Source organism: Sphingobacterium sp. DR205, assembly GCF_011064245.1.
Taxonomy (GTDB): Bacteria; Bacteroidota; Bacteroidia; order Sphingobacteriales; family Sphingobacteriaceae; genus Sphingobacterium; species Sphingobacterium athyrii.
In genome coordinates, this window is the sequence record NZ_CP049333.1 from 5,090,824 (window position 1) to 5,108,526 (window position 17,703).

General features: G+C 44.0%; 9 protein-coding genes. 1 reads left to right on the top strand and 8 read right to left on the bottom strand.

The window, feature by feature from the left end; all coding sequences use genetic code 11:
* Positions 1-51 precede the first annotated feature (51 nt).
* The 6 genes from G6053_RS21950 to G6053_RS21975 all read right to left on the bottom strand — a co-directional run bounded on the left by G6053_RS21950 (position 52) and on the right by G6053_RS21975 (position 10,854).
* Positions 52-1,557, bottom strand: coding sequence for a glycoside hydrolase family 32 protein (locus G6053_RS21950; protein WP_206531794.1), 1,506 nt, complete (start codon positions 1,555-1,557; stop codon positions 52-54).
* Positions 1,558-1,618: 61 nt separating this feature from the next.
* Complete coding sequence (locus tag G6053_RS21955; RefSeq protein ID WP_165308485.1) at positions 1,619-3,223, bottom strand: glycoside hydrolase family 32 protein; 1,605 nt, start codon at positions 3,221-3,223, stop codon at positions 1,619-1,621.
* Positions 3,224-3,515: 292 nt separating this feature from the next.
* Complete coding sequence (locus tag G6053_RS21960; RefSeq protein ID WP_165308486.1) at positions 3,516-5,201, bottom strand: RagB/SusD family nutrient uptake outer membrane protein; 1,686 nt, start codon at positions 5,199-5,201, stop codon at positions 3,516-3,518.
* A gap of 89 nt (positions 5,202-5,290) precedes the next feature.
* Positions 5,291-8,416, bottom strand: coding sequence for a TonB-dependent receptor (locus tag G6053_RS21965; protein ID WP_165308487.1), 3,126 nt, complete (start codon positions 8,414-8,416; stop codon positions 5,291-5,293).
* A 72-nt stretch (positions 8,417-8,488) separates the two neighbouring features.
* Positions 8,489-9,445: a carbohydrate kinase gene (locus G6053_RS21970; protein ID WP_165308488.1), complete on the bottom strand. Its 957-nt coding sequence runs from the start codon at positions 9,443-9,445 to the stop codon at positions 8,489-8,491.
* Between the two features lie 86 nt (positions 9,446-9,531).
* Positions 9,532-10,854, bottom strand: a complete 1,323-nt coding sequence (locus G6053_RS21975; protein WP_108635659.1) for a sugar porter family MFS transporter — start codon at positions 10,852-10,854, stop codon at positions 9,532-9,534.
* Positions 10,855-11,146: 292 nt separating this feature from the next.
* Between G6053_RS21975 and G6053_RS21980 the strand changes: the two genes are divergently transcribed.
* Complete coding sequence (locus G6053_RS21980) at positions 11,147-13,897, top strand: substrate-binding domain-containing protein (RefSeq protein ID WP_165308489.1); 2,751 nt, start codon at positions 11,147-11,149, stop codon at positions 13,895-13,897.
* A gap of 172 nt (positions 13,898-14,069) precedes the next feature.
* Here G6053_RS21980 and G6053_RS21985 read toward each other — a convergent pair whose 3' ends face one another.
* Together G6053_RS21985 and G6053_RS21990 are read right to left on the bottom strand one after the other, a co-directional pair.
* Positions 14,070-14,309 carry a hypothetical protein gene (locus G6053_RS21985; protein ID WP_165308490.1) on the bottom strand — a complete coding sequence of 80 codons (240 nt, stop codon included), beginning with the start codon at positions 14,307-14,309 and terminating at the stop codon, positions 14,070-14,072.
* A 111-nt stretch (positions 14,310-14,420) separates the two neighbouring features.
* Positions 14,421-17,696, bottom strand: a complete 3,276-nt coding sequence (locus tag G6053_RS21990) for a carboxypeptidase regulatory-like domain-containing protein (RefSeq protein WP_165308491.1) — start codon at positions 17,694-17,696, stop codon at positions 14,421-14,423.
* Positions 17,697-17,703: the final 7 nt, after the last annotated feature.

The window sequence follows — 17,703 nt, forward strand, 5'->3', positions numbered from 1 at the left end:
AAAGCGATCCTTGTCGTGACAAAGGATCGCTTTAATCGCACAAACCAGCGCTTATTTTTTAAACTCAGCGATGCTCAGCTCTTGAAACTCCAGCTTTTTATCCCCTAGGATACGAATCTTGGTTATTGGCTTATTCGGAAAAAATAAGCTGGTCATTGTCGTCAGTCCTCCATCTGCAAAAAGCTCCACAGAGCTCACATCGACATACAAGCTGAAAGACAATGTACCGTTATTCAACAGGCGTTGCGCCAAAGCCGTTTTAGCGAATTCCGCATTGAAAGACACTTCGCCGGACTTAGAACGATCGATGTAATATGCATTTTGGTCTTCACGATAACCAATGACCAATTCGTCACCGGATTCATTTGATAAGATCACTTTAAAAGCCTGTTGCTTCAATTTCTTGAGGTCCAAACGGTACGCTTGTGGAAGGTGTTCCTCGAATGAAACTTCTTTCGCCCCGCCGTCATGGTATTTTTTTAACGGCCGAAATGCAGTTTCAATTTCTTTAGGCGCAGTACTCGCGACGTAGAAAGACTGTCCAACTTTTTCCAGGGATAAAACACGGGGTATGGTTGATGAGGAACGCCATGCAGTCGTAGGCACCTCATTAGCATATTGCCAATTGCTCATCCAACCAATCATCAGAGGTCTATCGCCTAGATTGCTCCAGGTTACGCCAGCATAGTTATCCGGTCCCCAGTCTAACCATTTAATTGCTGTATCATCAGCTTTGAATTGCTTTCCATCAAAATCACCGACAAAATATTGCGTTACCGAACCACCATTGGGTCCACCCGGATTTATGCTTACCAATAGAGCCCATTTCGTCTCGCCTTTGTATTTCATGGGGATAAGGTCAGGACATTCCCAGACTCCGCCATGTGCGCCCACCTCCCTACCAAATTCGCTTTCCTTATTCCATTCCTTTAAGTTTTTAGATGAGTAAAAAGTGATGCAATCCTTGGTTGCCAAAGTCATGATCCAACGTTTACTATGCGCATGCCACATTACTTTTGGATCTCTAAAATCCCATATGCCCGGATTAGGTAGTACTGGATTCCCTTTATACTTTGTCCAGGTGACTCCCTCATCCAGACTATACGCCAAACTTTGGTTTTGATGTAATCCTGTTTTCCGGTCTTCTTCCTGATGATTGTGATGGGTAAAAATGGCGATCATGGCACCTTTTCCAAAACCTGCCGTGTTATCCTTATCGATCACAGCACTTCCCGAGAAAATAGTTCCTAAACTGTCCGGATATAAGGCAATCTTTTTTTCATCCCAATGAAGCAGATCTTTGCTGGTCGCATGCCCCCAATGCATAGGCCCCCAGACTGGTTTATCGGGATTATGTTGAAAAAAGAGGTGATAATTTCCGTTGATATATACCATGCCATTCGGATCGTTCATCCAGCCTTGCCTGGGCGTAAAATGGTAGATCGGACGGTATTTTTCCTTAGGATCTTTTATTTCTTTCAAATCAACTTGCGCAAATGTTGTACTCGCTATGCCCGCAAGAAGCAGCATAGTTCCATATTTCTTTATTCTATTCATAGCTTATTTAGTTTATATCATTTCAGGTTATTTATGTTTGTCCATAAAATAGCGATATTTCTTATAATTTCTCGACTTTCATCATATTGACTTTAATGGTACCCTGATCAGCATAAATCGTCCATGGATTCTGCTCCATTTTATAAATACGATTGGTAAAAGCGACATTATTATTAACATAGACCACACAGATAGATTTTTCGATGACAATTTTTACGTCAAAACGTTTATCGGCAGGTATGATCAACGGCGTAAAGTTAAGTTCTGTTTTTCCAGCTGTCCCCCCCAAACTGACTTCCCGATTCATAAAGAGCGAAGGCATGCTCCAGCGATTTGCAGAAGTTAAGTCGAAGGCAATACTGTACAACTCAGAAGGATTGTCACAAGCACCAAAAGTGAAACCAAAGTGGTCAGATTGCGAAGCATCTATCGTCATTGATATTTTAACAGCGGTTTTGTTTCGGTTGAATTGTGCATAGCTCCTCCCATTGGACTGCGCCGTTATACGATATGTTTTATTATTTTCCAAAACATTTCCAACAGCATTCAGCTTTTCAAACAGTAACTCCTCATTAAACTTATTGTCCACAGCAGCGGGAATACCCGGATATAATCTCCCTGTCGGCCCCTGCAGTAGCCTGTGTGTAATCAAAGTTCCAGACCAGGGCAATTCATTATTACTGTTAATGGTCTGCCCTGTGGAGCACCAACCCGAAAGGTAGCGCGCTGTTCCATCACTTGCTGTCTTGCCAGCATAAAGGTATAAGCCATCAAAAGTTTCATGATGGCCGTTTGCATCTCGACATATTTTCCAAGGGCCATCGGGTGAATCAGCAATGCGATAAAAAGTCTTGCGATGCGCGTCCCGATTGATCCGGGAGAATGTCAAATACCATTTGTCTCCCATTTTAAATAGATCTGGACACTCCAGTATTTCTGCATCCGTTTCAATCTGATACGTCCCTACAGCTTGTGCATCTGTCGCTACGATGGGTGTTATACTAGACCAATTGTTTAGGTCTGCAGATGTATACCGTGCAATAGCACCTTTGCCATCCTTACGCGTGGATACCAACATCACGTAACTGCCACGAGTTTCGTCCCAATAGACATGGGGATCCCGAAAATTGTTTTGGTCATAACCCGGAGCGGCCTCTATTGTCCAGGCAGGCTGCTTTGTCCAATTCAGTAAATCTGTCGAAGTCGCGATCATCACTTTTTCGGCTGGGTTCAGGTTGCCATTATGCCCCGTATAAAAACAAAAATAGGTCTGATCCTTCTTAATAAAACTGCCTGTCCCTATCCATTCATCCTGACTTCCGATAGCCCCGGCCGGCAATACTTGTGTAAAACCATCAAATGTGGCGTAATCGCTGGTTTTGGTCACGTAAATCGGATGACGATTGGCATTTTCGTAGAGATAAAACAAATAATAATTTCTATCATCGGCATTGTAATACGGCATGGGATCTCCGACAAATCCCTCCTGTGGCTTATAAAAGGTCTGAAACAGGCCGGCTTCCTGTACCGAAGTACAGGAAATAGACCGATCTACTGCTTCTGGATCACTCTGCTTATCGAGAGGCAAGCTTTGATCACCACTTTTACAACTTGTCAGCAACGCTATCAAGCATAGCACCTGAATTAAATAAAATTTTGTTTTCATTTACGATCTCAATAAAACTATTACTTACTATTGTTTTGCCTATTCCCCTACAGTATCTTTAACTCCTCCCAATCCATCCTGTTTCACTTAGGCTTAATCTTCGCAACAACCATCTCACTATGATGAATTGTCACTACCTAGGCGCTTCCGTCTTTTCTTGCTTAAAGTATATCGGAACTATTTTTCTAAGCTCTTTAGCGTAAAAATTGAAAACAGACCAATATTGACGGAACCACAAGACACTATCCTATCGTTCGTTTTAATATTCCCACAAGAGGCATTGGCTAATGTTTTAATATCCCGGGTTTTGCTTATAGAGGTACTTGCTTAGCCTGATCTGTGCTTCCGGAATGGGCAAATACTCATTCTTATCTGCCGTAAAATGAGCTACAGCATAATAAGAACGACGCGATTTCTCCGATTCATAATACGCATTCATGGTTTGATCCGCAATTCCCCAGCGTACCAGGTCGAAGAACCGGCCATTTTCCATCGCCAATTCCAAACGGCGCTCCCAACGTAAAGCCTTCCGTGCATTTTCCTCGTTCCATATGATATTTTCACCATTTTTATACGTTTCGATCAACATTTTATCGGTGGCATACCCCGTCATTGTGGCACTATTTTTTGCACGCAGACGCACTTGGTTGATCAACGGTAAGGCTTCGGCCGGACGATGTGATTCTATAAGTGCTTCGGCACGCATCAGCAAGACATCGGCCACACGCAGCACAATACGGTTTTTGGTATTCGCAAAAAATGGAGCCATCGGTACAAAACAATCACAATCAGGATCAACGTTCTCTTTCAGCGAAGCATAAACCGAATAGTCCGCGGGATTACGATTCCAGCTCTCTTGATAGGTGCGTTTGGTATTGTATTTATAAGGCAGTCCCGGAATCGCTACGGTATGAAATAACCTTGGGTCATATCTTTCCGTAGCATTGAACGTATTTAAAGTATTATAGTTATCAAGAGGCACACCCTTTCCTGTCGTGCGAAATGCATTTACCAAGCTTTGACTAGGTTTATTAAAATCACAGCAGCCTACACCCATTGGCACAGAGAGCACATCCGAGAAATTCACACGGCCAAACTTGGTTCCATCATCTTTTGAGAATTGAACTGAAAAAATTGCTTCTGTACCGTTCTCATATTTCCCGGGCAAAAAGTTGAAAGCGAAGTCCGCTTCAAGTGCATGATTTGAAGCAAGTACAATGTCTGTATTTTCCAACACTTTATTCAGATCGTCCGAGTTAATTCCTGTTACGGCATGTCGCTCGGCATTGTCCTGGCGATAAGCTTTATACAGGTATGTTTTCGCAAGATAGGCAGCAGCTGCAATTCGGTTGGCACGACCAATTTCCGTTTGCGTGGTCGGCAAATGATCTACCGCGTACTGGAAGTCATCCACAATTTTTTGCCAAAGTGCATCGTTGCTCAACGCTCGATTTGATACCGTTTCATAATTATCTATCGGCACATTTTCATCGATATAGGGCACATACTTAAAGAGGTTTTTAAGCATAAAATAGAAGTGTCCTCGCAGAAATCTTGCTTCGGCCAATTTTCCCTCCTTTCCTTCAAAACCATCCATTTCCTGAATCGTTTTGATCGTCGTATTGGCACGTGAAATGGCTACATACAGCTGAAACCATAGTTTATCCAGCTCCGCAAAATTGGTCGTAATATTGCTGGATACCTCCAAAAAATGGAACGTTTGAATATCCTGCGGACCCGAGCCACCTTTGTACGCGTCATCAGACCTTACTGTACCATAAGGCCAGAGGCTAAAAGGTACATCATAATGGTCATTGCCCAAAGCAGCATACGTAGCCGTCAGTAATCTTTCAGGTTCCTTTACCTGGTCGGAGCTCAGTACAGCATTGGGGGTCTGCTCCAGAAACTTGGTACATCCAGACAGTAGGCCGGTTGACACCATCATTATTATCGCTAGTTTATTGGTTATTTTTTTCATTGGAATTCTATTTATTAACATGTTCCATATTGATGGATTATTCTTTTGGTTCCTTTGTCCATTATCTAAGGATTCTCGGTTACTTTTTGCTAAAAGCCAATATTTACTCCCGCGGTCCATGTCGTAGGGATAGGATAGCCCCAGCCTACATTCTCTGGATCTACACCTGTAAAATTCTTCGATTTGACAGTAAACAGATTCTGTCCCGTAAGGTAGACGCGTAACCGGCTCATCCGCAAACGAGAAGCGGTTGCTGTGGGTAACGTGTATCCAATGGACAGGTTTCGAAGTTTCAGATAGGATCCGTTTTCAATAAAATAATTGGACAGTCGGCCTTCATCATTATTATTTGTCGTCTGCAATGCTGGAATTGTCGAAGTTGGATTCTGCGGTGTCCAAGCATTGAGCAGGCGCACACCTTTGTTGGAGTTTACATCATCTACACTCCAAAAATCAGTCTGTTTTTTCAGCCAATTTTCAACATCAATCCCCTGCACCCCCTGAAAATAGGCTGAAAGATCGAAGCCCTTATATTTCAGTGCGATATTCAAACTATAGGAAAAATCAGGGTGTGGGTTTCCAATCCAGGTACGGTCCATGTCTGTAATTTGCTGATCTGCATCATACACATTTACGTAGCGCAATCGCCCTATCCCTTTCCCGGTTTGGTTGACATGATTGTCAACATCCATCTGATTTTGAAAGATCCCATCGGTTACATAACCATAAAACGAACCCAACGGTCTACCAATAATATTATCCCCCTGGCGTCCACCGTAGGAGTTTTCAACGGCTACAGGCAAGTGAGTTACCTTGTTTTTATACGACGATAAGACAGCGGTCACATCATAATCCAACCCAAAAGCGGTCTTATTGCGGTATCCCACAGTAAAATCCAGGCCTTTGTTTTCCATCGAAGCCCCATTGGCCCAGCGATAACCACCCTCACCTACAACACCAATATAGGCGGGATTAATCAGCATATCTTTTGTTGCTTTGACATACCAATCAACTGACCCGTAAAGACTTTGGCCAAACAGCGTGAAGTCCAAACCGATATTGGTCTGTGTCGTAGTTTCCCACTTCAGGTCGTTGTTTTCTGTCTGAATTTTCCGGTATCCCGAAGGTAAGATTCCGGTTCCCGAACCCGAAAGATCATAAGCAGTACCGTCGACGATATTCCAAGTTGGGTCACCAACCCCATACTCAGGCACAAAAAGTGCATAAGTCGCTAGATTACCAATCCCCTGATTACCAGTCTGCCCCCAGCCCACACGTAATTTAAGATCAGAAATGTAATCTTTGGTATTCGCCATAAAACGTTCGGATGAAATCCGCCAGCCCGCTGTTACAGCCGGAAAGGTTGCAAAGCGGTTATTTTTGCCAAAACGGGAAGAGCCATCATGTCTCACTGTAAAGGAAGCCAAATAACGGTCATCAAAAGAATAGTTTGCCTTTCCAAAATAAGAGAGGAGCGAAAAGCCTGTCGAGGTACCACCGACAGCAGCAATTCCAGTGCTTACGCCAGGCCACATATACTCAGGCGTTTCGATAGAAAAAGCCCCATCACCACCGGTATATGCGTTAAAATTAATATCATTCTGACGATTCATTTCAACACCAGCCAATAGGTCTATCGTATGATTAGCGATCTCTTTTCGGTAGGTTGCCGTATTCGACCAAGTCCATTTCATTCCATGTGACTGTTCCATATTGACAGCACTTCTATCGCTGCTCATAAACCCGGAAAGGTAGGAAACTTGCAAGTTACGTTTATAATAATTACCGTAATCTATCCCATAGCTTGTCCGGAGATGCAAGTCTTTAATAAGCTGCAAATCGGCATAGACATTTCCAAATAACCGCCAATAGTTGTATTTATTATTTCTGTTGTCATGCAGCAGGCGTACCGGATTATGGCGATCGTTCATTCCCAGCGCTGGACCGCCCCAACCAATGCCGTCAACAGTATGTACTGGTATGATAGGCAATGCTTTCAGGGATAGATCAAGTACATCTCCGGGTACCTGTACCTCGCCTGTATTGTTGACCGTAAAATTCTCCCCAACAACCAGCTTACCATCAAAAAGTTTGTAATCGGCATTCATCCGAGCTGATATGCGCTGGAAATCCGTATAACGAAGAGTTCCGTTATTACGCAGATAACCCAACGAGAAGTATGAACTCGACTTATCCGTCGCCGAACTCAAAGTGGCATTATAGGACTGGAGCAGACCTGGTTTAGAAACTTCATCGAACCAATCCGTATCTGCGGCATACATGGTATGTTCGCGGTCGATATATTGTGGTATAACGACCTTGTTTAGCTGTGGCAGACCATTAGCGTCATTGTTCCACTCAAACTGATAACCAATATTATTGCTGTTCGGATTACCACCGCTATTAATCGTAGCCTGCCATAGTGCCTGTCCATACTGCTGGGCGTTAAGCACCTTCATCCGGTTGTTAAAATGTGTACTGGTTGCATAGGCATCAACTGTAAGCTTTGTTGCGCCGATTTTTCCTCTTTTGGTTGTAATCACAATAACGCCATTTGCTGCGCGTGATCCATAGATACTTGCTGATGAGGCATCTTTCAGGACTTGAATACTCTCGATGTCGTTAGCATTAAGCTCATGCATCCCGCCTTGCGTAGGTACCCCATCAATGACATAGAGTGGATCTTGGCTACTGTTGATCGAACTGATACCGCGCATCCGTACCGTGGCAGCTCCGCTGGGACTACCGTCAGAGGTTACCGTCATACCTGCCACGCGTCCCTGAAGTGCTTTCATTGGATTATTTTCAGGCGCTTTCATCATTTCTGTCACATTGACGACGCTCACCGCCCCAGTCAGGTCCTTTTTGCGCTCGGTCTGGTAGCCTGTAACAACCACTTCATCAAGTCCCTTTTCGGTGTTGATCAATCGGATATCCAAAAATTTCCGATCCCCCAATAACATAGTCTGAGGTTCGTAGCCTACATAGGTTATTTCCAAAGTACCTTTGTTACCCGCTACCTGCAACACAAATTCCCCTTTTTCATTCGATTTGGTTGCCTGAGTGGTTCCCTTGACCACTAATGACGCTCCAGCGATAGGAGCCGCTGTTCCGCTGTCCGAAATCCGCCCCCGAATTTCTGTCTGCTGCGCGAAAGCAGCTACCGAAAAGAGCGCCAAAGACGGGAGCAACATAACTTGCTGTCTTGTAAACATAATTGGTTATTATAAGTAGATTATTAATTAGATTATTTGTCTCGCTGTTGGTTTTATTTTTGTCATAAACAGCTATTGTTTCACCTTTAGATTGCTATCGCGAAAGATTGGATTCAGCCAATGGAAGCGGTTGATATCTTCAGGACTATAAGCAGGGCATGCACCGCTGCTCTGCGTCACAAAACCACTGAGCGTAGCTGCAAATTCCAGTACTTCCTCAAGTTGAACACCATCCTGCATCTGAAACCTCTTGGCCAGAAAAGCTGCCAAAAATGAATCCCCGCTTCCAATCGTATCTTCTACCTGAACCTTCAATGCTGGAAAATGATAACTTATATTGTCTTTTTTAAAATGATACACTGCACCGTCTGCACCATACGTTACTATAACTTCCTGAATTGCAAAACGCTCCATGATTAGATCTACACGCTGCTGATCAGTAGAAGTAGCTGTAGCACCATTCCAATCCGAAATAATGTGCAGTTCTTCGGCATTCATTTTCACAAAATCAGCGTATTTTAAAAGGCTATGTATTTTTTCGGGACCGAAATATGGAGCGCGCAGATTGACATCCATCACGCGGAAACGTGCTTTTTCCAGTAACAACAACAAGCTTTGAAAACTTATCTCATCTCTACAGGCTAAACTGCCGTATACCAAAAAATCTATGACCTCAACCTCTTCCAGTACAACAGTATCCACCGCTATTCTATCCCAAGCAACGGGATAAACGATTTCGTATTGTACATTGCGTTCCGCATCAATCGTAACCTCGACCGTTGAGGTGGGTAAACTATCGTCAAACTGAAAAAATGTTGTCGGAATTCCCAGTTGCTCACACGCAGAAAGCAGTTCGCTTCCATTTTCATCACGGCCTATGCGTGTCAGCATACGCGTCACAACGCCCAATTTATTCAGGTGATACGCTACATTCAAAGGAGCGCCACCCAATTTTTTGCCTGTAGGTAGATTGTCCCAAAGAACCTCTCCAAAACAAATACCTTGTATTGATTTATCTCCGTTTCTCATATTTACTCTTTTTTATACAGCGCTTTGGCTGAGTGCCAAAACAGTGTACCGAATTGATTATTTTAATTTCCTTTACAAATACCTACTTAATGCAGATTGATGGTCTGCCCCATATCTTCCAAAGACCGTCCTTTTGTCTCGGGCATAAATTTCACTACATAAATAAGCTGCAATACCATAAACAGGGCAAACATCAGAAAGGTGCCTCCACCGCCAAGAATCTCCGTCAGTGCCGGAAAACAAAAAGTGATAATTGCCGCCATCACCCAATGTGTCAGGCTACCAAATGTCTGCCCTTTGGCCCGTACATCATTTGGAAAAATTTCGGAAATAAACACCCAGATCACCGCTCCCTGCGAGAAGGCGAAAAAAGCGATAAAACTCATCAGGTAGATGGTAATGGCGAATCCTGTTGTCTGTCCGGTGTAGAAAGCCTGCGAAACCAATGCTAGCGATACGATCAATCCCAGAGAACCCACAAGCATTAATTTTTTGCGACCTACCTTATCAATAAAATTGATCGCCACCAAAGTGAAAATAAAATTGATCACACCGATACCGACTGTGGATAGCAGCGAACTCTGCGAGCCGAGGCCAGCCATCTCAAAGACACGCGGCGCATAATAAATAATCGCATTGATACCCGAAAGCTGGTTGAATAGCGCAAAACAGAGGGCTAACAAGATCGGCTTGGCATTTTCACGTATAAATAATTTACCTTCGCCCGCCATCTTATTATTGGATTCCTGAATTTTCTCGATTTCAAGCTCGTAATCTTCAGAATTTATTCTTTTCATGATCTTCGTTGCTTCGGACAAATTATTTTTATGCAATAACAGCCACCTCGGACTTTCGGGAATAAAGAAGATCAATATAAAGAACAGGAGCGATGGAAAGCATTGCACACCCAGCATCCAGCGCCAGGATTCTTCCCCCAATTGTCCGATAAAATAGTTAGATAAGTAGGCAATCAGAATTCCCAATACCACATTAAACTGAAAGAGGCCCACCAACTTGCCTCTTGAAGCCGCAGGGGAAATTTCGGAAATGTAAATTGGCGCCGTCACCGAAGACACACCGACCCCGATTCCTCCCAAAAAACGGAATAAAATAAATATAGTCCAGTCATTCGCCAATGCGCTCCCAATGGCGGAAATAAAATAAAGTGCTGCCACAACAAATAATGTATTCTTGCGGCCAAGCTTATCCGAAGGCAGCGCCCCCAATGCTGCACCGACGACAGTACCTATTAAGGCAATAGCCATTGTAAGCCCATGCTGAAACTCGCTCAGATGCCAATGCTCCTGTACTGCCTTTTCAGCTCCAGAAATCACTGCTGTGTCAAAGCCAAATAAGAATCCGCCCAACGCCACTACAAATGACCAGGCTAATACGGTGTTTTTGTTCATGTTTTCCCTATAATTGATTAACTCAAATTTAACTCAGGATTCATGCTAACTTAAATTTGGACACAGCAAAAACATGTATTTATGTAACATTTTTAAAAACACAACAAACCTTTATATATCAATATTTTACAAAAAATTCATCTTTTAAAACTGTTAGTTTTTAGACATATCCTATAGAAAATGATACATATTTATCTCAATCCATTTTAGTGTAATGAATACACTAACCATATACTGATTATCTAAAAAAAGTGAAATGATGTATATTCGGATTGTAAAGGGAAAAAAAATCATGGGAAGACACACCGTTTATGGCCTATTGATCCTATTCCTTTTTTTGGGTTGTCAATCAGTAAGCCAAAAAAAGAAACGGGTCATCGCTTTTTCGCAATGCATTGGGAATGATGCCTGGAGACAGACCATGCTCGAGGAAATGAAACGCGAACTCTCCTTTAATCCCGACATTGAATTCTTATACCGGGATGCCCATGGCAACAATGCGCTGCAAATTGACCAGATACGCGAACTTGCCAAAGCAGATATCGACCTGTTGATTGTTTCGCCTAATGAGGCGGAGCCGCTTACTCCCATCGTTGATTCCATATACCAGCTTCATATCCCTGTGATCGTAACCGACCGCAAAACCTCTTCAGGTCAATATAATGCATACGTAGGGGCAGACAACCTGGCCATTGGTAAACTTGCTGGTCAATATAGTCAAACTGTCCTTCAAGGCAAAGGCAAGGTCGGATTAGTGACCGGACTATCGGGGACATCGGCTTCCATTGAACGCGAAAAGGGTTTTAAACAAAGTATTTTGGCAGCATCTGGCATGCAAATAAGCGGTATTATCCACGGGGGATGGGAAAAAAACACAGCCTATGCCGAAACGCGAAAGCACATCAGTCAGATGGCGCAAAGCGATGTCATTTTTACGTTCAATGATCAAATGGCCATGGGCGTAAAAAAAGCCCTGGACGAAGCGCAGCTCAAAAAGGATATTAAAATCATCGGCGTAGATGCACTGCCCGGACCGGGCAATGGCTTGGAACAGATTATGCAAGGCCATATGTATGCTTCCATGTTGTACCCCACTGGCGGTACTGAAGCAATCCGAATAGCGCTAGCGATAATAAACAATCAGCCTTATAAACGTGAGAACATCCTTGCTACCTCCGTTATTGACAAAACAAATGCAGAACTACTCGCACTGCAGTCCCATAAGATCCAACAGCAACAAATAGATATCGACAAAAGACAGGAATTTATTACCGAGCAGAACCGTATTTATCAAAATCAAAAGTCTGTCCTCAATGTCCTTGTTGTCAGTCTGGTGCTCGCAGTCGTGTTTGGCGGTGTTTCCGTCATTGTCATCAAAAGCAATTGGGAGAAGAACAAACATCTCGAAATCAAAAATGGCGAAATCTTGTCCCAGCAGAAGCAAATCGTTGAGATGAACAGCCAGATTCAGCAGGCAGCGGAAATTAAAAACGATTTTTTCACCAACATCTCCCACGAGTTCAAAACTCCGCTCACTCTTATCCTAGCACCAATAGAGGATCTCGAAACACGGAAGGATCTTGCCGACGATATCAAAGACCAATTGTCACGTGTCAAACGAAGTGCGAAAAAAATGCAACGCCTGGTAAGCGATCTCATCGATATCCATCGCATAAGCAAAGCAAAGATCAAGCTTCAGGTTTCAGCAGTACAGATTGACCCTTTTATACAACAGGTAATCAACAGCTTCAAGCCACTGCTCAAAAAAAACAGAATATCCGTCAGCTACGTTAACAAAAGTATATTAAAAGAAGTATGGATTGACGAATACCTGATGGAACAGGTGCTATCCAACCTCCTTTCCAATGCCATAAAACATACCGCAGCCAGCGGAAGAATTGAAATTTCATTGGAAGAAAATAGCTTCAAAGATTACTTCTACTTACGCGTATTGGACAATGGTTTAGGAATTGCACCTATCGATATAGAGCATATTTTTGATCCTTTCTATCAAGGAACAGGTAGCAGGAATGGCTCTGGGATTGGTCTTGCTTACGCCAAACAAATCGTCGAGCTACATCATGGCCAGATCACGGCCAGCAGCAAATTAGGCCATGGTTCGATTTTTACACTACGGATGCCCATAGGCAATGCCCATTACGAGCAGGAAGAGCTCCTGAAAGATGGATCCGGCATAAAGCCCATATTCAAGCAGCAAGAATACCTGGAGCCTGAGGTAAAGTCTCCCGAAAAGAATCTTTCCTTTCATTCTGATAAATCAAAAAGCATCCTAATTGTTGAAGATAACGATGAAATCAGGGACTACCTCAGATCTATCTTAGAAAGCGACTACAATTTATTATTGGCCAGAGATTCGCGTCAAGCCAATAACTTTATGAAAACGCATTTCCCAGATTTGGTACTCACCGATATTATGCTGCCTGACGGCAGTGGCCTAGATATCCTCAAAGATGTCAAAACCTTCTATCAGACTGCTCATATTCCAGTCATTTTGTTGAGTGCACTTGCTAACGAAGAAACTATGCTTGAGGGAAGCCTTTTGAAGGCAGACGACTATATCACCAAACCATTCAATGCAGCCCTCCTTAAGGTACGGATTGGCAATATCCTACAATCGAGGCATCAGCTGAAAGAAAAATATAGCAGCACTGTGGAGCAATTTGATACTTCACAGTCTGATAGCATTAACGAGAGCGACAGACGCTTTCTCAATAGTTTTTCGACGATTGTTGAATCAAAGCTGGCCGATTCAAGGCTGAGCGTCGACGATATTGCCAGCGAACTTCACTTATCGCGCGTGCAGCTCTATCGAAAGGTTAAACAGTTGCTCGACTGTAGCATCAGCGAATATATTGTCGAAAGAAGGCTCAAAAAAGCCAAAAGCCTGATGGCAGATGGCCTCCATATCAATGAGATCTTTAGCAGTGTCGGTTTTTCATCGGCTTCCTATTTTGCTTCAGCATTTAAAAAGAGATATGGACAGTCGCCAAGCAGTTTTAAAAAAGAGCTTGACCGAAAATAATAGCAACAAATGCCGTAAAGTAAAAAAATAGCATCGGCGGCAGTATCGAACACCTGGGCAATCGGGAAATTCGCGTTTATCCAGGACAGTTTTCATTATAAAATGAAGTTGAAGACCACAGATCAGCGCTTCTATGGGATCGATTGTTAATCCCTATAAAATGAAATTTATGTTAATTGTCTTTATCAGAATTTTTGTGAAAAGATTTTGATGATTTCTTCGTCCGCCTTCGATGGGCTTGGGACGCTAAGGGCCGGATACCGGCATACAGATTTTTATAATTAGCAATGGACTGTTCAACCTGCCGTATCGCACGGAGTAATTCTCCAAATGCATCTTCCAGTTCCGCTTTGCGTTTGAGCCATTCCTGTGGATCAGCCTCACTTTCAAGTAGTCGATCTATACACTCCATCAGCAGCTTATGCTGTTTTTTGTCTATTCCGGTAGCCAAATTTTCTGTCTATTTAAGTAAGATGGACACCTGGAGCAAGAAAGCCCCAGATGCCTCATCCTGTATCAGGATCTAAAATGAATAGCGCAGGCCGAGCTGTACCTGAGCTCTTGAATTAAAATAATCAATACTATAAGGTGTCCCGGGATTGCGAAACTCGAATACAGGCCAATTTCCCTCATTCTGCTGCGGTGGAAACAGCGTCTGCGTCAGTCCCACCGAACTGGTGGAATTGAATGTATTCGGTGAAAAGTACTGTACCCCCCATTTCCTGTAAAGTAAGTTGGTCAGATTCATCACATCAGCCGAAAGTGTCAGGATATGTCCCTTTCCATTGACCGGTAGTTCATGTGCAAGCCGCAGATCGGCCTGTACATTCCAGGGCGTACGTGCTTTGTTACGTTCGGTAAAATCGCCCCTTCGCCCGCTTAAATATTCATTTGCATCAATAAAAGCATTAAAAGCGGCAGCTTGTTGTGCAGCTGTCTGCCCACCGGCAATGTCTTTAAAATATTGAATCGCTTCCGACGCTGTCGGTATATAGACCAGCGATACCTGCTGTGGTAATCCCTGTATGCTATTGTTTACAATACCATAAGTAAATGGCGAACCGGACTGCGCGGAAAAGAACAGTGTGACATTTGTCCGTCCGGCACGATGCCATAGTTTATCATAACCGATACTCGCTACAATCCGATGCCGGATATCAAAATTGCTATGGGCCAGGTTTGGATTATTGGGAATCAGGGACTGGTTAAGCTGCCAATTCGACTCCATGGAGTTCCGCACCCCATTGGATAGATCTTTTGACATGCCGTAGGTGTAGCTCGCAGTTGCATTTAAAGTTTTGTATTTCTTCGCCACCGTCCCTGTCACACTGTATTTATACCCTTGATTGGTATTGCTCAGCAAGTAAATATTCGAAAAACGGGTATCTACTGTACCACTGTATACGGGCTGTTGATGCGTACGATCATAACCATACCAATGTGGATTATCGGAGGTGTTGAGCTGCTGGAATAACACATCACTGATATTCTTGGTATAGATCCCTTCGAGCGTAAACTTCCAGTCACCGGACACCTCATAATCCATTCCTAAACTTGCACGGAATACCTGTGGTAGCGTGAATCCATTGTCAACGAGATCGACCTGCGTTTTTCCGCTATTCGGATCATTGACGACAGCACCATTCTGAGCAATAAAATCTGCCAGGCCATTTTCACTCGGACGTATTGCATCACTGCCCGGAGCAAAAGGTTTTTGATCTGCCCGCTGGTCGAAAGCACCGTAACTATTTCCGGTATTGTAATAGGCGTAAGCCAACCACGCAAAAGGAATACGTCCCGTAAACAATCCTGCACCGCCTCGCAATACAAGTTTGCGATCTTCCGTTACTTCCCAACGGAAGCCTACTCGTGGCGATAATTGTACCCTATTCATAAAATCATTGCGCAGACGACTTAATGGGGTATACAGATAGGTCGTACCAAAATTAGGATCTGAGAGAATACTCTTTACTTTATCGCTCAGTCCGGGCATTTCCGGAAGGCTTGCCAAATCTGCCCGTAGCCCAGGTGTGATCCGCAGTCTATCGTGTATTCTGATCTCGTCCTGTACATACACACTGTACATATTCACAGCAAAATCTGCCGCTGGATTTGCTAGGATATAATCGCGGGTATTGTTGTAATAATTGTAGCTACCGCGCACACGATATGGATTGTTATTAACAAAATCTTCGATACTGTTGTAATCAACACGCCCGTTCCAGCTATTGACAAAGCCGTAACGAATTTTATACAACTCGTTGTGGGTACCGAACAGCAGTTTATGTCTTCCTGTGTTCCAGGTTAAATTGGCCGTAAACTCCCAGGTACGCTGCTGCATATCAAAAATACTTGCTTCGCGGTCCGTACCGATGTAGATCGTCGTTCCGGGGGTATGCCCCTGAATCTGCACCTGCGGCAGCGTGGGGTCTGAAAGTGGATCGCGGCTGTCATTTACAATGGTATAACCGATCACCGCATTGGCGGATAGATTGTTTGAAAACCGGCTCTTCAATTCAGCTACCGTACTGCTCTGGTTATTGGTCTGTTTGAAGGCCATGCTCGAAAAGCGAAAGTCCTGTTGGTCGCGGTCCATATGCGTCGCCGAACTGCGGATGGTATTGTTCCGGACCGCCAGCTGATGCTTGGCATTGATATTCCAATCTATACGGTTAAAGAACTTGACCGATTTGCTCCAATTGGTATACAAACCAGCAGTCCCGGCGTCAAATAAGTTACCATAGCGTTCTTTGACGGTATTTGCTATTTTTTCTGCATCCGTCACACTCAGTATCTGAGCCGTTTCAGCTGTGCCGACAATAAGCTGTGTCGGATCCTGCCGGCTCGCGATTTCTTCATTGCTGAAGAAGAACAGTTTATTTTTAATAATCGGGAAACCGATACGGAAACCAGACTGATAGTCGTAGAAGTCACTGTTCATTTTTCCCAATGTACCGACCCTATCTTTTCCGGTCAACGACGCATTGCGGCCAAAACCATAGACGGAGCCTTCGATTTTATTTGTTCCCGATCGGGTCACAGCATTCACCGAACCGCCGGTAAAGTTCCCGATCTTGACATCATAGGGCGCAAGATAAACCTGCACATCCTGAATCGCATCGATAGAAATCGGATTGGTTCGGGTCGAGCTCCCCGCCATGCCCGAGGTACCGGTCTGCCCACCCAAAGAAGGCGAAAAACCGATTGCATCGTTGTTGATTGCACCATCCACGGTGACATTATTGTAACGGAAATTGGTTCCGCCAAAGCTATTGTCGCGGCTTCCCTGAGGTGTCAAGCGTGTAACGTCGGTAATTGAACGCGATACTGTCGGCATATTGCGGATCTGGTCACCCGAGATATTTTTACCGGCACCGAAGGTATCAGCTCGCTGCCCCCTTGTCCGGGCGCTGACGACCACCTCCTCTATCCGTTGGTTGGCTGCGGTCAGCAGCAGCTCAACCTCCTGGGCTCCCCCCAAACGGATATAAATATCTTCCCGTATATCGGGTTGCAGCCCTACAGCTGTAACCGTAACGCGATAAGGTCCGCCGATCCGCATATTATTGATCGTAAAACGTCCGTCCTTATCTGCTGAAAGTGTATATTTTGTACCCGAAGACGTGTGAACAGCCTCGATGGAAGCTCCCGCTATCGGTGTTTTTGTACCGTCCAATACACGCCCCGTCAGAGCCCCCGAAGTCTCCTGGGCCAAAATCCCTGTTGGCTGTAATTGCAGCAGGAATATGGCAATAAGCATCCCTAGCCAACGATATATTGTATTATTGATTGTTCTCATGTAAACA

Bases quoted from the DNA above. Each gene is read 5' to 3' on its own strand.
- G6053_RS21960 (WP_165308486.1), bottom strand. From the start codon at position 5,201: ATGAAAAAAATAACCAATAAACTAGCGATAATAATGATGGTGTCAACC.
- G6053_RS21950 (WP_206531794.1), bottom strand. From the start codon at position 1,557: ATGAATAGAATAAAGAAATATGGAACTATGCTGCTTCTTGCGGGCATA.
- G6053_RS21970 (WP_165308488.1), bottom strand. From the start codon at position 9,445: ATGAGAAACGGAGATAAATCAATACAAGGTATTTGTTTTGGAGAGGTT.
- G6053_RS21965 (WP_165308487.1), bottom strand. From the start codon at position 8,416: ATGTTTACAAGACAGCAAGTTATGTTGCTCCCGTCTTTGGCGCTCTTT.
- G6053_RS21985 (WP_165308490.1), bottom strand. From the start codon at position 14,309: ATGGAGTGTATAGATCGACTACTTGAAAGTGAGGCTGATCCACAGGAA.
- G6053_RS21990 (WP_165308491.1), bottom strand. From the start codon at position 17,696: ATGAGAACAATCAATAATACAATATATCGTTGGCTAGGGATGCTTATT.
- G6053_RS21975 (WP_108635659.1), bottom strand. From the start codon at position 10,854: ATGAACAAAAACACCGTATTAGCCTGGTCATTTGTAGTGGCGTTGGGC.
- G6053_RS21955 (WP_165308485.1), bottom strand. From the start codon at position 3,223: ATGAAAACAAAATTTTATTTAATTCAGGTGCTATGCTTGATAGCGTTG.
- G6053_RS21980 (WP_165308489.1), top strand. From the start codon at position 11,147: ATGGGAAGACACACCGTTTATGGCCTATTGATCCTATTCCTTTTTTTG.